This is a genomic window from Mycobacterium sp. ABE4_509 (assembly GCF_056160785.1).
In genome coordinates this window covers 38,784-56,675 of sequence record NZ_JBSWXU010000020.1, presented here as the reverse complement: position 1 = coordinate 56,675, position 17,892 = coordinate 38,784, and the positions used below count along the sequence as shown (strand labels likewise).

Annotated in this window: 23 protein-coding genes; 12 read left to right on the top strand and 11 right to left on the bottom strand. The window is 68.0% G+C overall.

Translation table 11 applies throughout. The features are described from left to right. Together ACXAID_RS07125 and ACXAID_RS07120 are read left to right on the top strand one after the other, a co-directional pair. Window positions 1-441, top strand: a 441-nt coding sequence (locus tag ACXAID_RS07125) for a VldE C-terminal domain-containing protein (protein WP_475021494.1), incomplete at its 5' end; no start/stop codon positions are given. A 77-nt stretch (window positions 442-518) separates the two neighbouring features. Next, window positions 519-1,028: a PNPOx family protein gene (locus ACXAID_RS07120; RefSeq protein WP_475021493.1), complete on the top strand. Its 510-nt coding sequence runs from the start codon at window positions 519-521 to the stop codon at window positions 1,026-1,028. 47 nt (window positions 1,029-1,075) lie between these two features. Here ACXAID_RS07120 and ACXAID_RS07115 read toward each other — a convergent pair whose 3' ends face one another. Further along, window positions 1,076-2,065: an SDR family NAD(P)-dependent oxidoreductase gene (locus tag ACXAID_RS07115; RefSeq protein ID WP_475021492.1), complete on the bottom strand. Its 990-nt coding sequence runs from the start codon at window positions 2,063-2,065 to the stop codon at window positions 1,076-1,078. Between the two features lie 85 nt (window positions 2,066-2,150). Here ACXAID_RS07115 and ACXAID_RS07110 point away from each other — a divergent pair, with 85 nt between their 5' ends. Together ACXAID_RS07110 and ACXAID_RS07105 are read left to right on the top strand one after the other, a co-directional pair. After that, window positions 2,151-2,792, top strand: a complete 642-nt coding sequence (locus ACXAID_RS07110; RefSeq protein ID WP_475021491.1) for a TetR/AcrR family transcriptional regulator — start codon at window positions 2,151-2,153, stop codon at window positions 2,790-2,792. 38 nt (window positions 2,793-2,830) lie between these two features. Further along, window positions 2,831-3,475 (top strand): TMEM175 family protein, encoded by a 645-nt coding sequence (locus ACXAID_RS07105; RefSeq protein ID WP_475021490.1) that lies wholly within the window; start codon window positions 2,831-2,833, stop codon window positions 3,473-3,475. Between the two features lie 22 nt (window positions 3,476-3,497). Here ACXAID_RS07105 and ACXAID_RS07100 read toward each other — a convergent pair whose 3' ends face one another. The 4 genes from ACXAID_RS07100 to ACXAID_RS07085 all read right to left on the bottom strand — a co-directional run bounded on the left by ACXAID_RS07100 (window position 3,498) and on the right by ACXAID_RS07085 (window position 6,312). Next, window positions 3,498-4,160: a serine hydrolase gene (locus ACXAID_RS07100; protein WP_475021489.1), complete on the bottom strand. Its 663-nt coding sequence runs from the start codon at window positions 4,158-4,160 to the stop codon at window positions 3,498-3,500. Further along, window positions 4,117-4,545, bottom strand: a complete 429-nt coding sequence (locus ACXAID_RS07095; RefSeq protein WP_475021488.1) for a hypothetical protein — start codon at window positions 4,543-4,545, stop codon at window positions 4,117-4,119. Before ACXAID_RS07095 ends, ACXAID_RS07100 begins: the two co-directional genes overlap by 44 nt. Before the next feature lie 144 nt (window positions 4,546-4,689). Further along, window positions 4,690-5,331, bottom strand: coding sequence for a maltokinase N-terminal cap-like domain-containing protein (locus tag ACXAID_RS07090; protein ID WP_475021487.1), 642 nt, complete (start codon window positions 5,329-5,331; stop codon window positions 4,690-4,692). A gap of 24 nt (window positions 5,332-5,355) precedes the next feature. After that, entirely contained in the window at window positions 5,356-6,312 is a 957-nt protein-coding gene (locus ACXAID_RS07085; protein WP_475021486.1) for a TauD/TfdA dioxygenase family protein, read from the bottom strand. A 93-nt stretch (window positions 6,313-6,405) separates the two neighbouring features. Between ACXAID_RS07085 and ACXAID_RS07080 the strand changes: the two genes are divergently transcribed. From ACXAID_RS07080 to ACXAID_RS07065, 4 genes are all read left to right on the top strand, one after another. Then, on the top strand, window positions 6,406-7,140 hold the full coding sequence (locus ACXAID_RS07080; protein WP_475021485.1) for an IclR family transcriptional regulator: 735 nt from the start codon (window positions 6,406-6,408) through the stop codon (window positions 7,138-7,140). 56 nt (window positions 7,141-7,196) lie between these two features. Then, window positions 7,197-7,604, top strand: coding sequence for a YidH family protein (locus tag ACXAID_RS07075; RefSeq protein WP_475021484.1), 408 nt, complete (start codon window positions 7,197-7,199; stop codon window positions 7,602-7,604). Between the two features lie 6 nt (window positions 7,605-7,610). Beyond that, window positions 7,611-7,943 carry a hypothetical protein gene (locus ACXAID_RS07070; RefSeq protein ID WP_475021483.1) on the top strand — a complete coding sequence of 111 codons (333 nt, stop codon included), beginning with the start codon at window positions 7,611-7,613 and terminating at the stop codon, window positions 7,941-7,943. Between the two features lie 73 nt (window positions 7,944-8,016). Continuing rightward, window positions 8,017-9,444 (top strand): amino acid permease, encoded by a 1,428-nt coding sequence (locus tag ACXAID_RS07065; protein WP_475021482.1) that lies wholly within the window; start codon window positions 8,017-8,019, stop codon window positions 9,442-9,444. A gap of 27 nt (window positions 9,445-9,471) precedes the next feature. On the opposite strand, the gene ACXAID_RS07060 is transcribed toward ACXAID_RS07065, so the two are convergent. Beyond that, complete coding sequence (locus ACXAID_RS07060; RefSeq protein WP_475021481.1) at window positions 9,472-11,058, bottom strand: SLC13 family permease; 1,587 nt, start codon at window positions 11,056-11,058, stop codon at window positions 9,472-9,474. A 238-nt stretch (window positions 11,059-11,296) separates the two neighbouring features. Between ACXAID_RS07060 and ACXAID_RS07055 the strand changes: the two genes are divergently transcribed. The 3 genes from ACXAID_RS07055 to ACXAID_RS07045 all read left to right on the top strand — a co-directional run bounded on the left by ACXAID_RS07055 (window position 11,297) and on the right by ACXAID_RS07045 (window position 14,416). Beyond that, window positions 11,297-12,370: an NAD(P)H-dependent amine dehydrogenase family protein gene (locus ACXAID_RS07055; protein ID WP_475021480.1), complete on the top strand. Its 1,074-nt coding sequence runs from the start codon at window positions 11,297-11,299 to the stop codon at window positions 12,368-12,370. A gap of 32 nt (window positions 12,371-12,402) precedes the next feature. Then, window positions 12,403-13,269 carry an acyl-CoA thioesterase gene (locus ACXAID_RS07050; RefSeq protein ID WP_475021479.1) on the top strand — a complete coding sequence of 289 codons (867 nt, stop codon included), beginning with the start codon at window positions 12,403-12,405 and terminating at the stop codon, window positions 13,267-13,269. 61 nt (window positions 13,270-13,330) lie between these two features. Further along, window positions 13,331-14,416: an AI-2E family transporter gene (locus tag ACXAID_RS07045; RefSeq protein ID WP_475021478.1), complete on the top strand. Its 1,086-nt coding sequence runs from the start codon at window positions 13,331-13,333 to the stop codon at window positions 14,414-14,416. A gap of 9 nt (window positions 14,417-14,425) precedes the next feature. On the opposite strand, the gene ACXAID_RS07040 is transcribed toward ACXAID_RS07045, so the two are convergent. The 5 genes from ACXAID_RS07040 to ACXAID_RS07020 are packed head-to-tail and all read right to left on the bottom strand — an operon-like array spanning window position 14,426 to window position 17,329. Further along, window positions 14,426-14,857, bottom strand: a complete 432-nt coding sequence (locus ACXAID_RS07040) for a hypothetical protein (protein WP_475021477.1) — start codon at window positions 14,855-14,857, stop codon at window positions 14,426-14,428. Next, window positions 14,854-15,561: a hypothetical protein gene (locus ACXAID_RS07035; RefSeq protein WP_475021476.1), complete on the bottom strand. Its 708-nt coding sequence runs from the start codon at window positions 15,559-15,561 to the stop codon at window positions 14,854-14,856. Before ACXAID_RS07035 ends, ACXAID_RS07040 begins: the two co-directional genes overlap by 4 nt. 9 nt (window positions 15,562-15,570) lie before the next feature. After that, entirely contained in the window at window positions 15,571-16,422 is an 852-nt protein-coding gene (locus ACXAID_RS07030; protein ID WP_475021475.1) for an SDR family NAD(P)-dependent oxidoreductase, read from the bottom strand. After that, entirely contained in the window at window positions 16,419-16,889 is a 471-nt protein-coding gene (locus ACXAID_RS07025; protein WP_475021474.1) for a hypothetical protein, read from the bottom strand. The genes ACXAID_RS07030 and ACXAID_RS07025 overlap by 4 nt, the downstream gene beginning before the upstream one ends. Further along, window positions 16,886-17,329 carry a MarR family winged helix-turn-helix transcriptional regulator gene (locus tag ACXAID_RS07020; protein ID WP_475021473.1) on the bottom strand — a complete coding sequence of 148 codons (444 nt, stop codon included), beginning with the start codon at window positions 17,327-17,329 and terminating at the stop codon, window positions 16,886-16,888. Before ACXAID_RS07020 ends, ACXAID_RS07025 begins: the two co-directional genes overlap by 4 nt. 100 nt (window positions 17,330-17,429) lie before the next feature. On the opposite strand from ACXAID_RS07020, the gene ACXAID_RS07015 reads away from it, so the two are divergent. Beyond that, on the top strand, window positions 17,430-17,888 hold the full coding sequence (locus tag ACXAID_RS07015) for a hypothetical protein (protein WP_475021472.1): 459 nt from the start codon (window positions 17,430-17,432) through the stop codon (window positions 17,886-17,888). Window positions 17,889-17,892 lie beyond the last annotated feature (4 nt).

Below are 17,892 nucleotides of genomic sequence, written 5' to 3'. Positions count from 1 at the left end.
ATTCCCGACCCGCCGATCGCCGCGGTGCCGGCCCCACCGCCCGCCGAGGTCGCCCCTCCTCCTGAGATGGCGCCCGCGGACATCCCCGAGATGCTGCCGGTCGGCGTGGCCTCGGAGGCCGGGCTGCAACCGAACACCGTGCTGGCGGCCCGGGCGATCAGCGCGCGGTTTCCACAGATCGCCGACATCGACGGGGTGCGGCCCGACCCGAAGCCGTGGCATCCGAGCGGTCTGGCCATCGATGTGATGATCCCCAACCACGGCAGCGCCGAGGGCATCGCGCTCGGCGACGCGATCCTGGCGTTCGTGCTGGCCAACGCGGGCAGGTTCGGTTTGCAGGACGTGATCTGGCGCGGCACCTACTACACGCCGAGCGGTCCGTCCGGCTCGGGATACGGCCACTACGACCACATCCACGTCACCACGACGCCGAGCCGCTGACCGGCGGGCCGGTCCGGCTGCCTGCCGGTGACCTTTGCCCCTACAGCACCGGTTGAGAAGTCACGATCCTGGGCAGGATGAGGGGATCGACTTCCTGCCGCCGGGCTGTCCTGCTCCGGGGCGCGGCGGCACTGGTGGTGCTCGGGGCTGTCGTGTTCGTGGGCTTCCGGCTGCAGGTGCGCCCGGTCATCGACGCGGTGCGGCGCTACAACAAGGCTGTGCTGAACCCGGTGATGATGAAGTTGGCCGGCTCGGCGCACTGGTATGCCTCGGTGATCCACCACCGGGGCAGGAGATCGGGGCGGCCCTATGCGACGCCGGTCGTCGTCGAACAGGTCGGGAACCGGTTCTACATTCCGCTGCCCTACGGGGTCACTGACTGGTCAGCCAACGTGACCGCGGCGGGGCGGTGCACCATCGAGCACCGGGGCAAGCTCTATCACGCCGAGGCGCCGACGATCGTTCCCTTCGAGCAGGCGGCGCCGCTGATCTCAGCACGGATCGCGCGGTCGCTGCGCCTGTACAAAGTCCGGTCGTTCCTGCGGCTGGACATCACCGGCGAGGCTCAGCCGGGTACCGACGACTAGTTGGGCGGCCGGGCGATCTCTGGCGGTAGCGGGTCCGGTTGCGTGGATCACCCACGTACCGAAGTGGTCGAGTGAGCCGGGATGCAGTGCTCGGTGCCCGGGAACCGGTACTCGACCCCGGTCAATTGCTCGGACAGTGACCACAACCGGAGGGCGCCGGCCCGGTCGTACATGCCCGGCCCGCCGCCGCGCTCGACCGGTGGTCCGTAGAACTCCAGCCGCCCGCGGGGTGCGATGTACGAGCCGCCGAGCATCTCCGGGTCGGTCGCGGCGCGCAGCATGGCCCAGGCTCCCTCGATCGGCGGCTTACCGATCAGAGCACCGATGACGCGAAACACGCTGCGCCACAGTGCACCGCGACCTTCGTTCGCCCCGCCGAGCAGCACGTTGGTCGGCGAGTAGCCGCCCGGGACCGCGACGAGGCTGCGCAGCGGACTGCCGTGCAGTGCCGCCCGCCGCTGCAGCTCACGACCGAAGTAGAGGTTCGCCTTCTTCGATCGCCAGTAGGGGGCGGCCGGGTTGTAGCGGTATCCGGTGTTGAGTTTGTCGAAGTCGAGGTCGACGAAGTGGTGCCCTTCGCTGGTCACCGTCACCACGCGGGGCTCCGGCGCCGAGAGCAGATGGGGAAGCAACCGGCCGGTGAGGGCGAACGTACCGAGATGGTTGACGCCGAAGTCGGATTCGAACCCATCGCGTGTCTGCCGGTAGGGGCCCAGCGCAATGCCGGCGTTGTTGATCAGCACGTCGATCGGGCCTGCGTCCCAATCGGCGGCGAACGCCTCGATCGTCGACAGGTCGCCCAGGTCGAGGCATCGAATCTCGAGTGCGGCGGCGGGAATCTCGGTCAGGATCTGCGCCTTGGCCGCCGCGGCCTTGCACGCGGAGCGGCACGCCATCACAACCGTGGCGCCGCGGCGCGCCAGTTCGCGGGCGCTGAGCAGGCCCAGACCGCTGTTGGCGCCGGTGACCACCACGGTCTTGCCGGTGAGGTCGGGGATGTCGTCGAGCGTCCAAGCTTGTTCGGGCGTAGGGGACACGTCGATACTCCATTCCGTACAACGTACGATTATCTGATGTCGTACAATGTACGAAATTGAGTCGCGTAGGTCAAGGGAGCGCGGAGTGGCGGCGCGGAGGAAGTTCACGGTCGACGAGTTGGAGTCGGCGGCACTGCGGATCGTCGACGGCGACGGGTTGGCGGCGCTGACGATGCGGTCGCTCGCGGCCGCCCTCGGCACCGCGCCGATGACGCTGTACGGCTACGTCGACGGGCGCGACGGCCTCGAGGAACTCCTGGTGCGGGCGGTCATGGGAAGGGTGGAACTTCCTGAACCCGACCCGGCGGACTGGCGCCGGGAAGTCCGCGCCATCGTCACGGCCAGCTGGCGCGCGGTCAGGGAACACCCACACGTCATCCCGCTGGTGCTGTCCCGCAGGACGATCGACGCCGTGACCCTGGACTGGGCCGAGGCACTGCTGACCGCGCTGGCCCGCAGCGGACGGTCGGGGCTGGAACTCTACGCGGCCTTTCGAACGCTCTCGGGCCTGGTGACGGCCTACGCGCAGGCCGAGTTGGCGGCCTCGCCGCGGGCAGAATCGGCTACCGGCACCGACAACGCGCTACAGCGGGCGTTGTCGCTGCCGGCCGACCACAACCCGAGGATGACCGAAATAGCCATGGCCGCAGCGATGTCCAGCCCGGCGGACGCCTTCGGCGCCGGACTGGACATCGTCATGGCCGGGTTGGACGCCGACCTGCGATAGTGCCGGTGGCGCAGCCGCGAAAGTGAGACGCTGATTCTGTGAGTACGGAGCGCCGCACCATTCCGATGGGCAGGGTCGAGGCTTTCTCCGACGGTGTGTACGCGATCGTCATCACGCTGCTCGTGCTGGAACTCGCGGTGCCCGAAGACTCACGCCGACTGGTCGAGGACCTGCTCGAGGCGTGGCCGGCATTCCTCGGGTACCTGATCAGTTTCGTGTTCATCGGCGCCTCCTGGATCTCGCATACGAAACTGACGCCGTCACTGTCGGCCTGCGACGACCTGTTCGTCGGGCTCAATCTGCTCAAGCTGCTGTTCGTCAGCTTCCTGCCGTTCACCAGCAGCCTGCTGGCCACCCACCTCGGCGACGATGCCCAGCGGGTGGCTGCAGTGGTGTTCGGGGCGAACCTGACCCTGGCCACGGCGATGAGCGCCGTGCTCTACGGGTTCGCAGTCCGCAACGAACAGCTGCTCCGCGACGGCGAGCGCCCGCATCTGCAGGCACGCACCCGCGAGCTGTGGCATTCCGCGGCGCTGCTGCTCGCAGCGACCGTCGTCGCCGCGTTCTTCCCAGGCGTGGCGGTGGGCTTCTACCTGGCGATCTCGGCGTTGATGCTCGTCCGGCCGCTGGTCCGCTGGAGTGGCCTGGGCAGGCGAAACCGCCGGGAGCGCAGCGCCCGATAGCCGACCGTGGCAGGCCGGCGGATCAGGTCGCGTCCGATGCGGCGGTGCCCAGGTGATCGAGGATGGCGTCGATGGCATTGAGGACGAACTGGTCGGCGTCGGGGTCGGATGACACGGGCTGGGACGATTGCTTGACGACCGCGACTCCGCGCCGGCGGTCGACATAGATCCATTGACCGTGAACACCGATGGCGGAGAAGGCTTCCCGGCCGGGTGTGTGGCGGATCCACCACTGCGCCCGGTAGCTCCAGTCGCCGCCGGCCATCATGGCGACCGCCTCCGGCCCCCGCGAGAACGCCGCGCGGTCCCCGCCGCCCGCGATCGTGTCGATGACGGTCACCGGGACGATCTGCCGGTCGCCGACCTTGCCGTCGTTGAGCATCGCCATGGCGAACCGGGCCAGATCATGGGGCGCGGCATTGAGCCCACCGCCGGCGACCAGGGTGCCGTTGCGATCCAGCAGCACATAGGCTTCGGCGTCGGTGCCCAGCTTCGACCACAACCGCTCCGACATGTGGTCCTGGAAGGATCTGCCCGTGACGCGGTTGGTGACCCAGTTGACGACGTCGGTCTTGGGAGTCTGGTAGTTGAACACCTCACCGTGTGGGCGTTGCGGATCCATTTGCAGGGTGACCAGGAAGTCATACAGGTTGTCCGGCGCCGGTTCGTCCGGCGGGGCGGGCATCCAGCCCAGGGCTCGTCCGTAACGGACGATCCCGGAGTCCGGACCCGTTCAGATACGTCTCGTACACCAACCGGTCCGGCGTCACCACCAGCAGCGCGTCGGTGTAGGTCTCGCGCAGGAAAGCGGCGAAGTCGGCGGGGCTGCCGTCGGGTCGGGGCACCGTCAACCCGGCGATGGTGCGATCCGCCTCGACGTCGACGGGGCGGGCGGTTTCGCTGGCGCGCAGCGGCGCCGACGGATACACCGTCCGCATGTTCTGGTAGGACCACCTGTTGAACGGAGGTGTCATCAGTGCGTTGGACACGTTGACCCGCTTGTCCGGCGGAGGCGGGAAGCCCTGCATCAGGCCCAGTTCCTGCGCGGTCGCATACGGGTCCTCGACCATCACGCCATCGTAGAAGTGGCGACGGGCCTCGTTCCCGATTCTCGCGAACCGGGAGGCAGCCCAGCGCCGGAGCTACGTGGCCTCCGGCAGCGGTTGTGCGGCCGACCGAGATTTCGAGGCCCTTGCTGCCCACGGGCTGTCCTATCAGCCGTAGCGCGGGACGAACTCCGCCAGAACCACGTCGAGGCCCAGACCCTCGCCGCTTCCCAGGAGGGCCGGCGTGCCCGCCTGCTGCTGTGGGTCGAGGACATAGGGAATCCGCAACTGGCCCAGTGAGGTTGCCACATGAGCCGTCGACCCGACAACAGAGACACCGGCGACCTCGACGTCGGCGGGCACGGCGTCTCGCACGCCGGTACCGCGCGCCTGGACGGCGGTAGGGCGGGTGTGTTGCTCACCGTCGACGGTGAATTCCAGACCTGCCGAGGTGCGGCCTTCCACGATCGCCCGGATGAACTCCGCGACCAGGACCGGGTCGGCGATGCCGTCATACACCCACCGCCGGCCCAGGACCGAATGGGTCATGGTGGTCAACAGCGCCTGTTCGGCGCCGTGCAGAGGCGCCTCGCGGTAGGTCAGCGGAACCTGGATCAGCCGATCCCGATCGCGGACCACCATCGACTCGATGCCGACCTCGCCTGCAGGGTCGTCGAACCGATAGGAGAAGCGGAACGGAGCTTCGACGAGGTCAGCATCGCCGTCGAACCACGCTGCGGCGGAGAGCCAGGCGCACGCCAGTTCCGCCTTGGTCGGGCTGATGGAGGCCTCGGGATGGACCTGGGCCATGCGCTCCCCTCCGTCGGGCGGCGCTCAGACCGTCATCTCGAGGATCTTGTCGCCCGCCACGTTGCCCTCGAAGTATCCCAGACCGTAGTCGCCCTTGATGGTGGTGCGATGCATGATGCGGGCCTCGTCCGGATCGTGACCGGTCACCGCGTGCAGCATCCGGATGTTGTCCCAGATGACCATGTCGGTGGGGCGCCACGTGTGGGTGTAGGCGGTGATCTTGGCCAGGATCTCCTTGCACACAGCCTCGAGCAACTCGTCACCTCCGGGTGTCTCGTCGCCCTCCACGCCTTCGGCCATCCACGGGGAGACGTGCAGGACCTTCTCTCCGGTGGGGCGGGTCCACACCGCGGGATGGACGGCGCGCGGCAGCTTCTTGCCGTAGTCGATGGTCTCCTGCAGCGCGGCATGCGGTTGGACCTCGCGGAATCCATCGGTCAGACCGAAGCGCATGTCCCGGAAGCGCAGGTTCAGGCTGTAGAGGATGTTGCGGTCCTCGATCTGCTGGCGCAGTTGTGGGGACAACGCCCGGTAGAGGTCGATCCCGTCGGCGAACTGGGTTTCGCCGCCCTCGCTGACGCCGGTCACGCAGCGCAGCACGCCGGCCCGGTTCAATTCGCTGTTGTAGCAGTGGTCGAAGTGCCACGGCAGCCAGGAGGTGACCTCCTTGCCGTCGACCATCACGATGTTGCCCTGGCGGGGGGCCTGGCCGATCTCGACGACACCGGGGTGCAGGGCGCCCTCGGCGCGCGGCACGGTGGGCACCGGGTGGTCCTTCAGCGGACCGAACACCTTGCTGAGCTCGACCTGCAGCCTGCCGTCGGGTTCGACGCCTTCGAACAGGATCATGCCGCGCTCGTCGAAGGCCTGCCGCAGCTGGTCGCGGACCTGCTGGTCCTCGAGTGTGTTGAGGGTGACCCCGGTGACCCGCGCGCCGAACGAGAGGTCGTCACGGAGCGGACTGACGTGGATGGATGACATGGCTGCAACCTCCCGGCTCGCCGAACGAATGCGTTGACTCTGTATCAATAACTGATACAGTAAATCACTATTTAACACTAAATGAGGTTGCAGATGGCCGTCAAGGGCAGTTCCACCGCTGCGCGCGTGCTCGTCGTGTTCGAAGCGGTCGCTGCGCACCAGCCGGTCGGCGTCGCGGCGTTGTCGCGAATGCTGGACATGGACAAGAGCGCGGTGCAGCGCGCCCTGGTGACGCTCGCCGAGCAGGGCTGGATCCAGGCGCGCGAAGACCAGATGACCCGGTGGGAGACCACCGTGCGCATTTTCAACATCGCGCACAGCTCGCGCGCCAAATCCGATCTGCGCCACTCCATCCAGCTGGCGCTCGACCAGCTGGCCGGCCAGACCGGTGAGACCGCGATCTTCAGCGAGCCCGACGGTGCCCAGCTGGTGGTGTCGCTGGTGGCCGAAAGCCGCCAGCCGCTGCGCATGGTGCCGCGCGTCGGCACGATCGTCCCCGCCCGCGACAGCGCCACCGGCCGCGTCCTGCTGCCCCTTCTCAGCGCCAAGCGGCGGGCCGAGTTTCTCGGCGAACAGCCCGACGCCGCGTTCCTCGCTCTCCTCGATGCCTGTCGCGCGCGCGGATATGCCGCCAGCAGCGATGTCACCGCCCCCACCACGACCATCGCCGCGCCGGTATTCGAAGCGGACGGCCGACCGATCGGCGCGGTGGCGATCAGCGGCCCGACCGAGCGTATGCCGCCCGAGAGCCACCCTCGACTTGCCGAGCTGGTGTGCCAGGCCGCCGGCCAGTTGTCGCGTGGCGCACCACGCACCGCCGATTCGTGACACCTGGTCCGGACGCGCGCCGCGTTCCCCGGGCCGCCCGCAGTTACGGTGAGGGGATGGCCGACAACGAGGTGATGGACTTCGACGGCGATGCGCAGCGCGGGTCGCGTTCCCCGCGCGGCGTGTACGACGTGGGCCGCGAACCCGACCCCCTCTACACCCTGGCCAACGAGCGCACCTACCTGTCGTGGCTGCGGCTGGCCGTGACATTGCTCGCGGGCGCGGTCGCCATCGACCGGTTGTTCCTCGAGCACCGCTGGCTGGGCAGCGAGATCATGGCCCTCGGTCTCGTCGCGCTCGCCTTCGCGACCTGCGGGCTCGGCGTGCGGCGGTGGTGGCTCACCGAGCGCGCAATCCGGTTGCGCCAGCCGTTGCCGGGCTTCGGCGCTCCGCTGCTGAGCATCCTGGCCATCCTGCTCGCGGGGGCCGGCGTCCTCGTCATCGTCCTGACACCGCGGGGCTGAGTGCCGATGCGATCCGAGCCCGGCAACCTGTGGGGCGACCAGTACCCGTTCGAGCGAAACCACTTGCAGCGCACGATGACGCTGACCGCGCTGGCCGGCTTGTTCGTCGTCACCGCCATCCTGCTGGTCCGCACCGACGTCACCGCCGTGGCGGGGATCGCGTTGATCTGCGCCGGTGCGGTATCCGCCCTGGCCGCCGCGTCGCGACATCGCTACGTGCAGGAGAGCCGCCTCGGTTTCGTGATCCTGCGAACCCGGGGCGGGCGGTTCGTGTTCGGCTCAGCGGCCGCAGTGGCCGTCGTCGGGGTGCTCGTGACCCTGCTCATCGTGCTGCCGTGACCGTCCGCGCCGTCGCGCGCAGATCGGCGCAGGTGCAGACATAATCGGCTGATCCGAGTACGAGGAGATGCCCATGACGGCGCCGCCGATCGAGTTCACCGAACAGATGCTGCGGCGGCGGCCCATCATCGGGGCGCCGGTCGCCCACGGTGCGTCCCAACGCCTCGAACGCACCATCGGCACCTTCCAGCTGACCATGTTCGGCGTCGGATCCACCGTCGGCACGGGCATCTTCTTCGTGCTCTCCGAGGCGGTCCCGCAAGCCGGGCCCGGCGTCGTCGTCTCGTTCCTGATCGCCGGCATCGCGGCCGGGCTGGCTGCGCTGTGCTATGCCGAACTGGCCTCAGCGGTACCGGTTTCGGGGTCGACCTACTCCTACGCCTACACCACCCTCGGTGAACTCGTGGCCATGGGTGTCGCCGCGTGCCTGCTTCTGGAGTACGGGGTGTCCACCGCGGCGGTGTCCGTCGGCTGGAGCCAGTACGTCAACAAGTTGCTCGACAACTTCTTCGGTGGTCATCTGCCGCAGGCACTCTCGGCCGCGCCCTGGGATTCCGCGCCGGGCGTGATCAACCTGCCCGCCATCGTCCTGGTCACGCTGTGCGCACTGCTGCTGATCCGGGGCGCCAGCGAGTCCGCCACCATCAACACCGTCATGGTGCTGATCAAGCTCGGAGTCCTGGCCATGTTCGCGGTCATCGCGTTCACCGCCTTCGACGCCGACCGGTTCGCCGAGTTCGCGCCGTTCGGAGCCGCCGGGATCGGCGCCGCCGCCGGGACGATCTTCTTCTCCTACATCGGCCTGGACGCCGTCTCGACCGCGGGCGACGAGGTGAAGAACCCGCAGAAGACGATGCCGCGCGCCCTCATCGCCGCGCTGTTGACCGTCACCCTGGTCTACATCGTCGTCACGGTGGCTGCGCTGGGAACCCAGCCATGGACCGACTTCGGCGACCAGGAAGCCGGTCTGGCGGTGATCCTCGACAAGGTCACCGGTTCGAACTACTGGGGCACCGTGCTGGCCGCCGGCGCGGTGATCTCCATCTTCTCGGTGACGCTGGTGACGATGTACGGCCAGACCCGGATCCTGTTCGCGATGGGCCGGGACGGCCTGCTGCCGTCGATGTTCGCCAAGGTCAGCCCGCGCAGCATGACCCCGGTCAACAACACCGTCGTCGTCGCGGTGATCGTCGGCGTGCTCGCCGGGTTCGTCCCGCTGAACTACCTGGCCGACATGGTGTCCATCGGTACCCTCGTAGCCTTCATCACCGTCTCGGTGGGTGTCATCATCCTGCGGGTCCGCGAACCCGATCTGCCGCGGGGTTTCAAGGTCCCGGGCTACCCGGTCACACCGGTCCTGTCGGTGCTCGCGTGCGGCTACATCCTGGCCAGCCTGCACTGGTACACCTGGCTGGCCTTCTCCAGCTGGGTGGCCGTCGTCGTGGCGTTCTACCTCATCTGGGGACGACACCACAGCGCTCTGAACGCCGCGACGCACTAGTGGGCGAAAGCCCGCAGCACTGGCCGCTCAGGTCGAGATGCCGAAGACCCACACCCCCAACGTCGTGGTGGCGATGCTGATCAGCAGGATGGCGATCAGATTGAGCCAGATGCCGCCCTTGACCATGCTGCCGATGGTGACGTAACCGGTACCGAAGACGATCGCGTTGGGCGGGGTGGCCACCGGGAGCATGAACGCCGAGGTGGCCGCCAGGGCGACCGGGATCGTCAGCAGCAGCGGATCCTGGCCGATGCCGACGGCGACCCCACCGATCACCGGGAGGAACGTGGCCGCGGTGGCGGTGTTGCTGGTCAACTCGGTTAGGAAGATCACCGCAGTCGTGACGACCCCCACCAGCAGCAGGATCGACAGCCCCTTGAGGCTCTGTGCCTGGGTGCCGATCCACTCGGTCAGCCCGGAGGCCCCGAACTGCGACGACAGTGCCAGGCCGCCGCCGAACAGCAGCAGCACACCCCAGGGAAGCTGCACCGCCGTGGCCCAGTCGAGCAGCCGCACACCCAGCTTCGACCCGGCCGGCAGGACGAACAACAGCAGGCCCGCCGCGATCGCGATGCCGGCATCCGAGATCGGCGGATCCTCCCAGATCAGCGGAAACGAGATCCAGCTGACCGCGGCGAGCACGAAGATCACCGCCACCCGCCGTTCCCCGGCGGACGGGCGCCCGAGCTTGCGTAGCTCGGTGTCGAAAAGCTTCCTGCCGCCGGGAATCTCGTCGAGTTCCGGTTTGAAGATCAACTTGGCCAGCAGCACCCAGGTCAGCACCAGCAGGACGGCGGCCAGGGGGAGGCCCAGCAGCATCCACTGGCCGAAGGTGATGTTGATGCCCTGCTCGTCCTGCAGATAGCCGACCAGCAACGTGTTCGGCGGCGTGCCGATGATCGTGGCCAGCGAACCGACCGAGGCGGCGTAGGCGATACCCAGCATCAGCGCCGTGCCGAAGTTGGACTGCCGGACCTGTTCTCTGACTTCGCTCTCGCCGGTCTCCTCCGAGCCGCCCGACACGGTGCCGGCCAGCATCAGCACCGACACCCCGATCGGCACCATCATCACCGCGGTCGCGGTGTTGGACACCCACATGCTCAGGAACCCGGTGGCGAGCATGAAACCTGCGATCACCCGGGTGGAACTGGTGCCCATCGCCCGCACCGTCAGCAGCGCGATCCGCCGGTGCAGATTCCAGCGCTGCATCGCCAGAGCGATCAGGAACCCGCCCATGAACAGGAAGATGATGCTGCTGCCGTAGTTCGCGCCGACATCGGAGACCCCCACATCGTCGACCAGAATCGGGAAGGCGACCAGCGGCAACAGCGCGGTGGCCGGGATCGGGATCGCCTCGGTCATCCACCACAGGCCCATCAGCACCGCTATCGCCGCGGTGACCTTCGCGGGATGGGCCAGGTCGGCGGGCAGCACCAGATAGACCAGCACCGCCAGCAGCAATCCGCCGCCGAAGCCGATCCAGCGCCGCCGGAACGTGGACGGGCTCTCGGCCGGCTCCCGTTCACCGGCCGAGAGCCCGGCGACTTCGTCGTCGCCGTGCGGGTCCCGCTCGTCGCGGTGGAGATCCTGTCGAGCTCCCTGGTCACCGGACATCGGTCAGTACCCCCGTATCGCTCGCCGCCCGCCGTTGGACGAGAGGCCCGGATTGGTGATGCGCGCCACAATAGGGTTCTACCCGGTGGGCGCGGAGTCGGAACGCCCGGTGTGGCGCAGCGGTGCTCGCGGCGATGGCAACCGGACGGGTGAAGGTCGGGGTGGCACCCTGCGCGCATAACCTCGGCAACGATGCCGACCAGACCCGACGGCCTTACCGTGCGTGTTACGGTTGGCCATGCCATACCGGGTGGTGCACTGTGGCACCGGCAACATCGGCGCGGTCGCGCTCCGGACGATCATCGAGCATCCCGATCTCGAACTGGTCGGGCATTTCGTCAGCTCGGCCGACAAGGCCGGACGGGACTCGGGTGAACTGGTGGGGCTGGGGCCCACCGGCGTCGTCGCGAGCGACGACTGGGCCCCACTGCTCGAACTCGGGGCCGACTGCCTGACCTACTTCGGCAACAGCATCGGCCGCGAGGCCGACGCCATCAACGACGCGATTCCGTTTCTGGAGCGGGGTACCAACGTGGTCACCTTCTCGGGATTCGCCATCGCACATCCCGATTCGGCTCCTCCGGAGTTCCGCGACCCCATCGAGGCCGCCTGCCGCCGGGGCTCGAGCACCTGCTACTTCACCGGCATCGATCCCGGCTGGGCCACCACCGATCTGGCCATCGCCTCGCTGGCTGTCGCCAATCGCATCGACTGTGTTCGGGTGATGGAGCTCGGGTGGTGGGGTGACTACACCGCGGAGTTCGTCTGCCGGGAGTACTTCGGCTTCGGCACGCCACCCGGCTTCCAGCCCCTCCTGGTCACCGGCGGATTCATCGAGACGATGTGGGAGCCCACCCTGCAACAGCTTGCCGAGGTGCTCGGTGTCGAGATCGAGGAAACCCGGGTGCTCTACGAAACCGATTGCCTGGACCACGATGTCCAGACCGGGTTCGGCACCGTCGCCGCGGGTACCGCGTCGGTGGTCCACTTCGAGTACCAGGCCCTCTCCGGCGGGAAACCGTTCGCCGTCGTCGAGCATGTGGACTGTGTCGCCCGCGACGTCGGCACGCAGTGGAAGCAACCCCATGGACCCGTCGATCTCGCGTTTCGGGTCGAGGTCGAGGGCGACCCCAGCTACTCGGTGGAGTTGTGCCTGGGCGAGTGCGGCGACGTTCTCACCGCGATGCCGGTGATCAACGCGGTCCCGGCCGTCTGCGCTGCGCGCCCCGGTCTGCTGGGACCGCTGGACATTCCGCGGTACTGGGGGAAGAACACCCGTGCGGGGCAGCCGGCTCCGCGCGTGGCGACCTGACAGCCACACCGACATCGGAAGAAGGTGAGGAGGTGGCGACGGCCCCATCGTTGAGCGAGGAGTTGCGCTCGGCGTTCACCCTGACCGAGACGGGGCGCGGCACCTGGCGTGCCCCGTACTTCACCGAGCGTCGCGGCGTGGTGTTCGGGGGCCAGATGGTGGGCCAGGCGGTGGTCGCGGCAGCCGCGGCACTGCCCGGTAAGTCGGTCCGCACAGTGCAGACCGTGTTCGCCAAGGCCGCGTTGCTGTCCGACCCGGTGGACATCGAGGTCGAGCCGATGCACCAGGGCCGCAGCGTCGGCAGCGCCACGGTGTCCTTCGTCCAGGACGGGCGGCTGTGCGCACGGGCGCTGGTTCTGCTCGATGCCGACGAGCCGGATCTGGTTCGCCACCAGATCCCCGCGCCGCAGGTTCGACCGCCGGACCCGCGCCGGGCGCGGCCGCACTGGCTGGCCGCCCCGGAAACCATCGTCGTCGGCGACGTCGACATCGACGATCCGGCCCAGGTCGGTCCGCCCACCCTGCAGCTGTGGGTGCGGTTCCCCGCCACCGAGGGCTGCGGCCAGGCATTCGCCCGGGCGCTGCTGGCCCATGCCACCGACGGGTGGCTCATCGGCACCGCGATGCGCCCGCACCCAGGACTGGGACAGTCAATGGCCCATCGCGCGGTGTCCACCGGAGTCCTGGCCCACGACATCACTTTTCACCGGGACGTCGACGCCGCGGACTGGCTGCTGATCGATCACGAGTCGCAGAGCACCGGCGGCGGACGCGCATACGGCCGGGGGCACGTCTTCGATCGGCAGGGGCACTTGGTGGCGTCGTTCGTCCAGCAGTCGTTGTTGCGGGCGATGGCCGGCACCCGCCCCGGCGCGGCAGAACACGACACCGTTCTCTAGGAGCGGCCGATCCCCGGTAGCCCAGCCGACAGGCGTCTGGCGGTCAGGCAGACTTCCACCCATGGACAGCGTCGACACAGACCGTGCGGAAGGCTCCGATCCCGGATCACAGCCGATGTCAGTGCTGATCCGGCGGGCAGGTGTGGCGAGCTGGTCGGTGCTGGGCGTCATCGCCCTGGCCGTCGTGGTGTTCACGGCGCTCAGTGCGGTCAGCGGGGTCCTGGTTCCACTGGTGATCGCGGTCGTCCTCGGCGTGGTGCTCGAACCGGTGTCGGCTGCCCTGCAGCGAGTGGGTCTGCCGGCAGCGTTGGCCACGGTCGCCACGCTGGTGGCGGCGCTGGCCGTGGCGGCGGGCGCGATCGCGATCGTGGTGGGCGGCTTCCTGCAACAGTGGCCCGAGGTCTACCGGCAGCTGGTGCTCGGGTGGACGCAGCTGATGGCATGGGTCGACGGATTCGACGTCGACACCCAATGGATGGCCCATGTCCGGTCGGCGTTCGAGGGGCATGCGCCACAACTCGGGCAGGGCGTTCTCGGGGCGGTCACCAGCACCTTCTACGGGGCGGTGTCCCTGTTCATGGGGACCTTCCTGGCGGTGTTCTTCCTGTTCTTCGCGCTACGCGACTCGAGCCGGTTCCCGGCCTGGTTCGCGCGGATCACCACGCTGAACGTCGCCGAGGTCGACACCGTCATCGTGCTGAGCAGGCAGTCGGTCCTCGGCTATTTCAAGGGCACCGCCGTCACCGCGCTGGCCACCGCGCCGATCTTCATGGTGCCGCTGCTGCTGCTCGGGATACCGCTGGCGATCCCCATCTTCATCCTGTACTTCGTGCTGTCGTTCATTCCGTTCCTGGGTGCATGGATCGCCGGAGTGTTCACCGTTCTCATCGCCTTCGGTTCGGGCGGCCCCACCGCGGCGCTGATCATCGGGGTGACGTTCGTGATCTCCAACGGCACCGTCCAGAGTGCGGTCAGCTCATGGGCTCTGGGTTCGTCCCTGCGGCTGCACCCGGTGGCCGTGCTGTTGTCGACGATGATCGGCGGCACCGTGGCCGGCCTGCTCGGGATGGTGCTCGGAGCTCCGGTGGTGGCGGCAGCGGTCAAGTCGGTGGCCGCGGTGCGGAGCCTGCGGGGCAGGCCAGCCTGACCGACGGACTCATCGAGGGCTTGGCCGCTGTGACGGGGGCTGTGCCGCGGCTGCGGCAGCGACCGCCTCGGCGGTGGCGAACACGAAATGCAGCGCCGTGGTCAACCAGCCCATCCACACCACGTCGCCGATCACGAACAGGTCCCAGAACACGATGTTCGCGGTACCCAACAGCAGGTGCGTCGCGGTCGCGGCAACGTGCCAGGACCGGTCGGGCACCGTGCGTGATGCGTGAAGAAACAAGGCGGCCAGGATGATCGCCAGGCCGTGTGCCTCGATGAACCCGATCGCCGCGGACGGTGCGGCGTCGATGATCGCGCCGGCGGCACCCACCTGGCAGCACGCCGCGGGGATGTCCAGCACCGTCAGACCGAGCAGACCGAAGCCGCCCAGGAACAGTGCGTTGACCCGCAACAGGAGTTTCCGCAGCGTTGCGCTCATGTCTGCGGCAGGTCGTAGACCAGTTCCAGCGCGAAGCGGCCGGCCATCTCGCCGTCGGTGCTGAATCGCTGCAGCCAACTCAGCTCTCGGAAGGTTCCCCAGATGCCGTCGAATTCGCCGGAACCGCCGGTGATCTGGCCGGTACCGTCGGCGTTGGGTCCGACCGTGGTGACGAAGTAGAACGGTTCGTCACCTGCCTCGAACTCCTGACCGCCGGCGAGTGCTGGAATGACCGCCGTGCGGGCGAATTCACTTCCGTCCTCGACCTGATACAGGAAGATGGTGCCCCGACCGGGAAGCGTCACCGTCCACGACGTGTACATCCGCATCCTGCCCTGCAGTATCGACGAGTCGGCGGTCACCTCCTCCTGCTCGACCGCGAAGCCGACGACGTTGCTGTCCGCGTCGCGCACCGTGGTCACCAGTACGAAACCGTTGCCCAGAACGTCGGCGTCGAAGGTCGCAATGCCCTCGGGGTAGGGCGGCACCGGCTTGCTGCCGTCGTGGGTGACGGCCACCATGTCCGCGGGCCCGTCGAAGTAGAAGGTCTCCAGGCGCTTTCCGTCCGGGGTCTCGGTGAGCTGCGGCGCCGCCGCGGGCGCGGGGCCGGCGAACGGCCGGAACACCGACCAGCCCAACGTGCCCGCGGCTCCGACGGCGATGCCGATCAGCAGGATCGCAGCGGTGCTGAGGATTCGTTTCATGGGACCCTCCTAGACTTGGTCCAGGCCGGTGGTGCGCAGGATGATCCGGTCGAACCATCGATCGGGCAGTATCCGTCTGAGGAACATCAGCCGCGCCGAGCCGGCGCCGGCGGCGTAGCGGGTTCTGGGTCTGCGGCTGGTCAGTGCGTGCAGGATCGCTTCGGCGACCACCTCGGGCGGTGAGCCGTGCTCGGCCTCCCCTCTGATCTGTTCGGCCAGCTTGGCCAGCTGAGGCTGGTACACCTCGCGGCGTTCGGCGGGCATCGATTCCAGAATCTCCGCGGTGTCGGTTTCGAGTTTTCCGCCCATCGGTGTCGCGATGAATCCGGGCTCGATCACCGAGACGCCGACGCCGAGGCGACGGAACTCCAGGCGCATCACGTCGCTGAGCCCCTCCAGACCGTGCTTGGCGGTGACATAGGGCGCCATCAGCGGTATCGCGGCCTTACCGGCCCCCGAGCTCACGTTGACGACTCTGCCCCTGCCGCTGCGCAGGATCGGGAGCAGGGCCTGCGTGACGGCGAGCGGACCGACGAGGTTGACCTCGAGTTGCCGGCGGAACGTGTCCAGCGACAGGTACTCGACCGGACCGGGCACGGTGGTGCCGGCGTTGTTCACCAGTCCGGCCAATCCGGCGGCGCCGACATCGTCGGAAACGTCCTGCGCCGCAGCTGCTATCGACGCCGCGTCGGTGACGTCGAGGTGGATCGGGCGCATCCGCGCCCCGCCCGCGTCTTTCAGCGCCTCGGCGTCGGCGGGCTTGCGCACGCCGGCGTAGACGGTGAAACCCCGTTTGGAGAGTGTCAGTGCGGCGGCACGACCGATACCGCTCGAGGCCCCGGTCACGACGACGGTGCTCATGACCGCAGCCTCGCATCGGCGGGCGTGTCCACCGAGTCACCGCCAGGCGTGGTGCCCGCAGCCGGGCGCAGCGAGACGAAGAAACCGATCATCGCGACGTAGACGACCATGATCAGCAGGCTGAACCACCACGGGAACACGTCGAAGTACGCGGTGTTTCCGGTGATCAGGAAGAGTAGGTGGCCGGGCAGGCTGGCGGTCACGTAGACGGTGATGATCCAGTAGCCGATCCGGCGCGGCAGCCCCGTCATGTCGAAGGTGGCGAACACGGCCCTGTGTCGGGCGATCAGCGCCACCGAACAGAACAGCATCAGCGCGAACAGACAGAAGTCCACCGGCCGGCTGAGTATGTCGGCGACGTCCGAGCCGCCGGTCAGCAGATAGCGCGACGCGTTGATCAGGTGGATGGTGAACCCAGCCGTCATCAGCATCGGGACGAACGTCTCGAGTTTCCAGGTATTGCTCATCGCGGGTCCTCCTCGGGGTCGTGTCGCAGCGAGGCGAGCGCTGCGGCGATGCCTTCCATGGCCGGACCGGGAAGTTCGGCGGCGGTCGCGATCGCCATGTCGACCCGCTGGGCGCTGGTCTCGTCGATCAGGTCGCGGCCGGCCTCGGTGAGGGTGAGCGTGCGGCTTCGCCGGTCCTCGGGATCTTCGGTGCGCAGCACCAGGCCGTGGTCGACCAGCGTGGAGACCGCACGGCTGGCCGCCACCAGCGCGATATCCAGCAGCGTGGCGATGTCGCCCACCCGCAGGGTGCCGTGCTTGTCGATCAGGTGCAGGGCCGCCAGCTCGGCGATGCTGAGCTGCAGGTCCTTCAGCGAACGCGACAGTCCCACGATCAGCGAGGTGAACATCGCCCGCATGAACGTCTCGATGTTCGTAACCGGCGGCCCGGTATCAGCCATGGTGGTTACACTAGCGAAAACATTTCAATAATGCAATAATCTCAAGTATGAAACTAGATTCCCTCCATCAGGCGGAATCCACCTGCCGCAGGGAGCGCCGATGACGAATGTCCAGGCGGCCGTGTACTGGTCTCACAAGGTCGTCACCACGGGCGTCCTGCTCACCGGCACCTACCTGAACGTGACGGCGCTTTTCTTCGGTATGGACCTGGTGGCCTCGACCTTCTTCACCACCACCGGCGAGATCGTGCTCACGGCGATGTTCTTCACTGCCTTCGTGCTGGGTCTGCTGGCCGAGCGCTACGTGGCGGCCGAACCGCGTTGGCGCCGGGTGACCCGTCGGGTGATGACCGGCTACATGCTGGCGCTGACGATCGCGCACGGCGTCAACAATCTGCTGTTGCACAACCAGGAGGGCTACGCGGAGGTGTTCAGCGGACCCTTCTACACGTATCCGGCCATCGCAGTGCTCGGCACGCTGGCCATCGTGATCGCCTCGACGCCGGCACCGATACGACCGGAGGCCGTTCGGCCACAGGTGTTCTCCGGCGCCGAGTAGCGAC

What these genes read in the sequence shown, in the direction of transcription:
- ACXAID_RS07065 (WP_475021482.1), top strand. Translation starts at nt 8,017, where the DNA reads ATGACGGCGCCGCCGATCGAGTTCACCGAACAGATGCTGCGGCGGCGG.
- ACXAID_RS07095 (WP_475021488.1), bottom strand. Translation starts at nt 4,545, where the DNA reads ATGGTCGAGGACCCGTATGCGACCGCGCAGGAACTGGGCCTGATGCAG.
- ACXAID_RS07070 (WP_475021483.1), top strand. Translation starts at nt 7,611, where the DNA reads ATGCGATCCGAGCCCGGCAACCTGTGGGGCGACCAGTACCCGTTCGAG.
- ACXAID_RS07030 (WP_475021475.1), bottom strand. Translation starts at nt 16,422, where the DNA reads ATGAGCACCGTCGTCGTGACCGGGGCCTCGAGCGGTATCGGTCGTGCC.
- ACXAID_RS07120 (WP_475021493.1), top strand. Translation starts at nt 519, where the DNA reads ATGAGGGGATCGACTTCCTGCCGCCGGGCTGTCCTGCTCCGGGGCGCG.
- ACXAID_RS07055 (WP_475021480.1), top strand. Translation starts at nt 11,297, where the DNA reads ATGCCATACCGGGTGGTGCACTGTGGCACCGGCAACATCGGCGCGGTC.
- ACXAID_RS07015 (WP_475021472.1), top strand. Translation starts at nt 17,430, where the DNA reads ATGACGAATGTCCAGGCGGCCGTGTACTGGTCTCACAAGGTCGTCACC.
- ACXAID_RS07075 (WP_475021484.1), top strand. Translation starts at nt 7,197, where the DNA reads ATGGCCGACAACGAGGTGATGGACTTCGACGGCGATGCGCAGCGCGGG.
- ACXAID_RS07060 (WP_475021481.1), bottom strand. Translation starts at nt 11,058, where the DNA reads ATGTCCGGTGACCAGGGAGCTCGACAGGATCTCCACCGCGACGAGCGG.
- ACXAID_RS07040 (WP_475021477.1), bottom strand. Translation starts at nt 14,857, where the DNA reads ATGAGCGCAACGCTGCGGAAACTCCTGTTGCGGGTCAACGCACTGTTC.
- ACXAID_RS07025 (WP_475021474.1), bottom strand. Translation starts at nt 16,889, where the DNA reads ATGAGCAATACCTGGAAACTCGAGACGTTCGTCCCGATGCTGATGACG.
- ACXAID_RS07085 (WP_475021486.1), bottom strand. Translation starts at nt 6,312, where the DNA reads ATGTCATCCATCCACGTCAGTCCGCTCCGTGACGACCTCTCGTTCGGC.
- ACXAID_RS07020 (WP_475021473.1), bottom strand. Translation starts at nt 17,329, where the DNA reads ATGGCTGATACCGGGCCGCCGGTTACGAACATCGAGACGTTCATGCGG.
- ACXAID_RS07080 (WP_475021485.1), top strand. Translation starts at nt 6,406, where the DNA reads ATGGCCGTCAAGGGCAGTTCCACCGCTGCGCGCGTGCTCGTCGTGTTC.
- ACXAID_RS07090 (WP_475021487.1), bottom strand. Translation starts at nt 5,331, where the DNA reads ATGGCCCAGGTCCATCCCGAGGCCTCCATCAGCCCGACCAAGGCGGAA.
- ACXAID_RS07045 (WP_475021478.1), top strand. Translation starts at nt 13,331, where the DNA reads ATGGACAGCGTCGACACAGACCGTGCGGAAGGCTCCGATCCCGGATCA.
- ACXAID_RS07100 (WP_475021489.1), bottom strand. Translation starts at nt 4,160, where the DNA reads ATGCCCGCCCCGCCGGACGAACCGGCGCCGGACAACCTGTATGACTTC.
- ACXAID_RS07035 (WP_475021476.1), bottom strand. Translation starts at nt 15,561, where the DNA reads ATGAAACGAATCCTCAGCACCGCTGCGATCCTGCTGATCGGCATCGCC.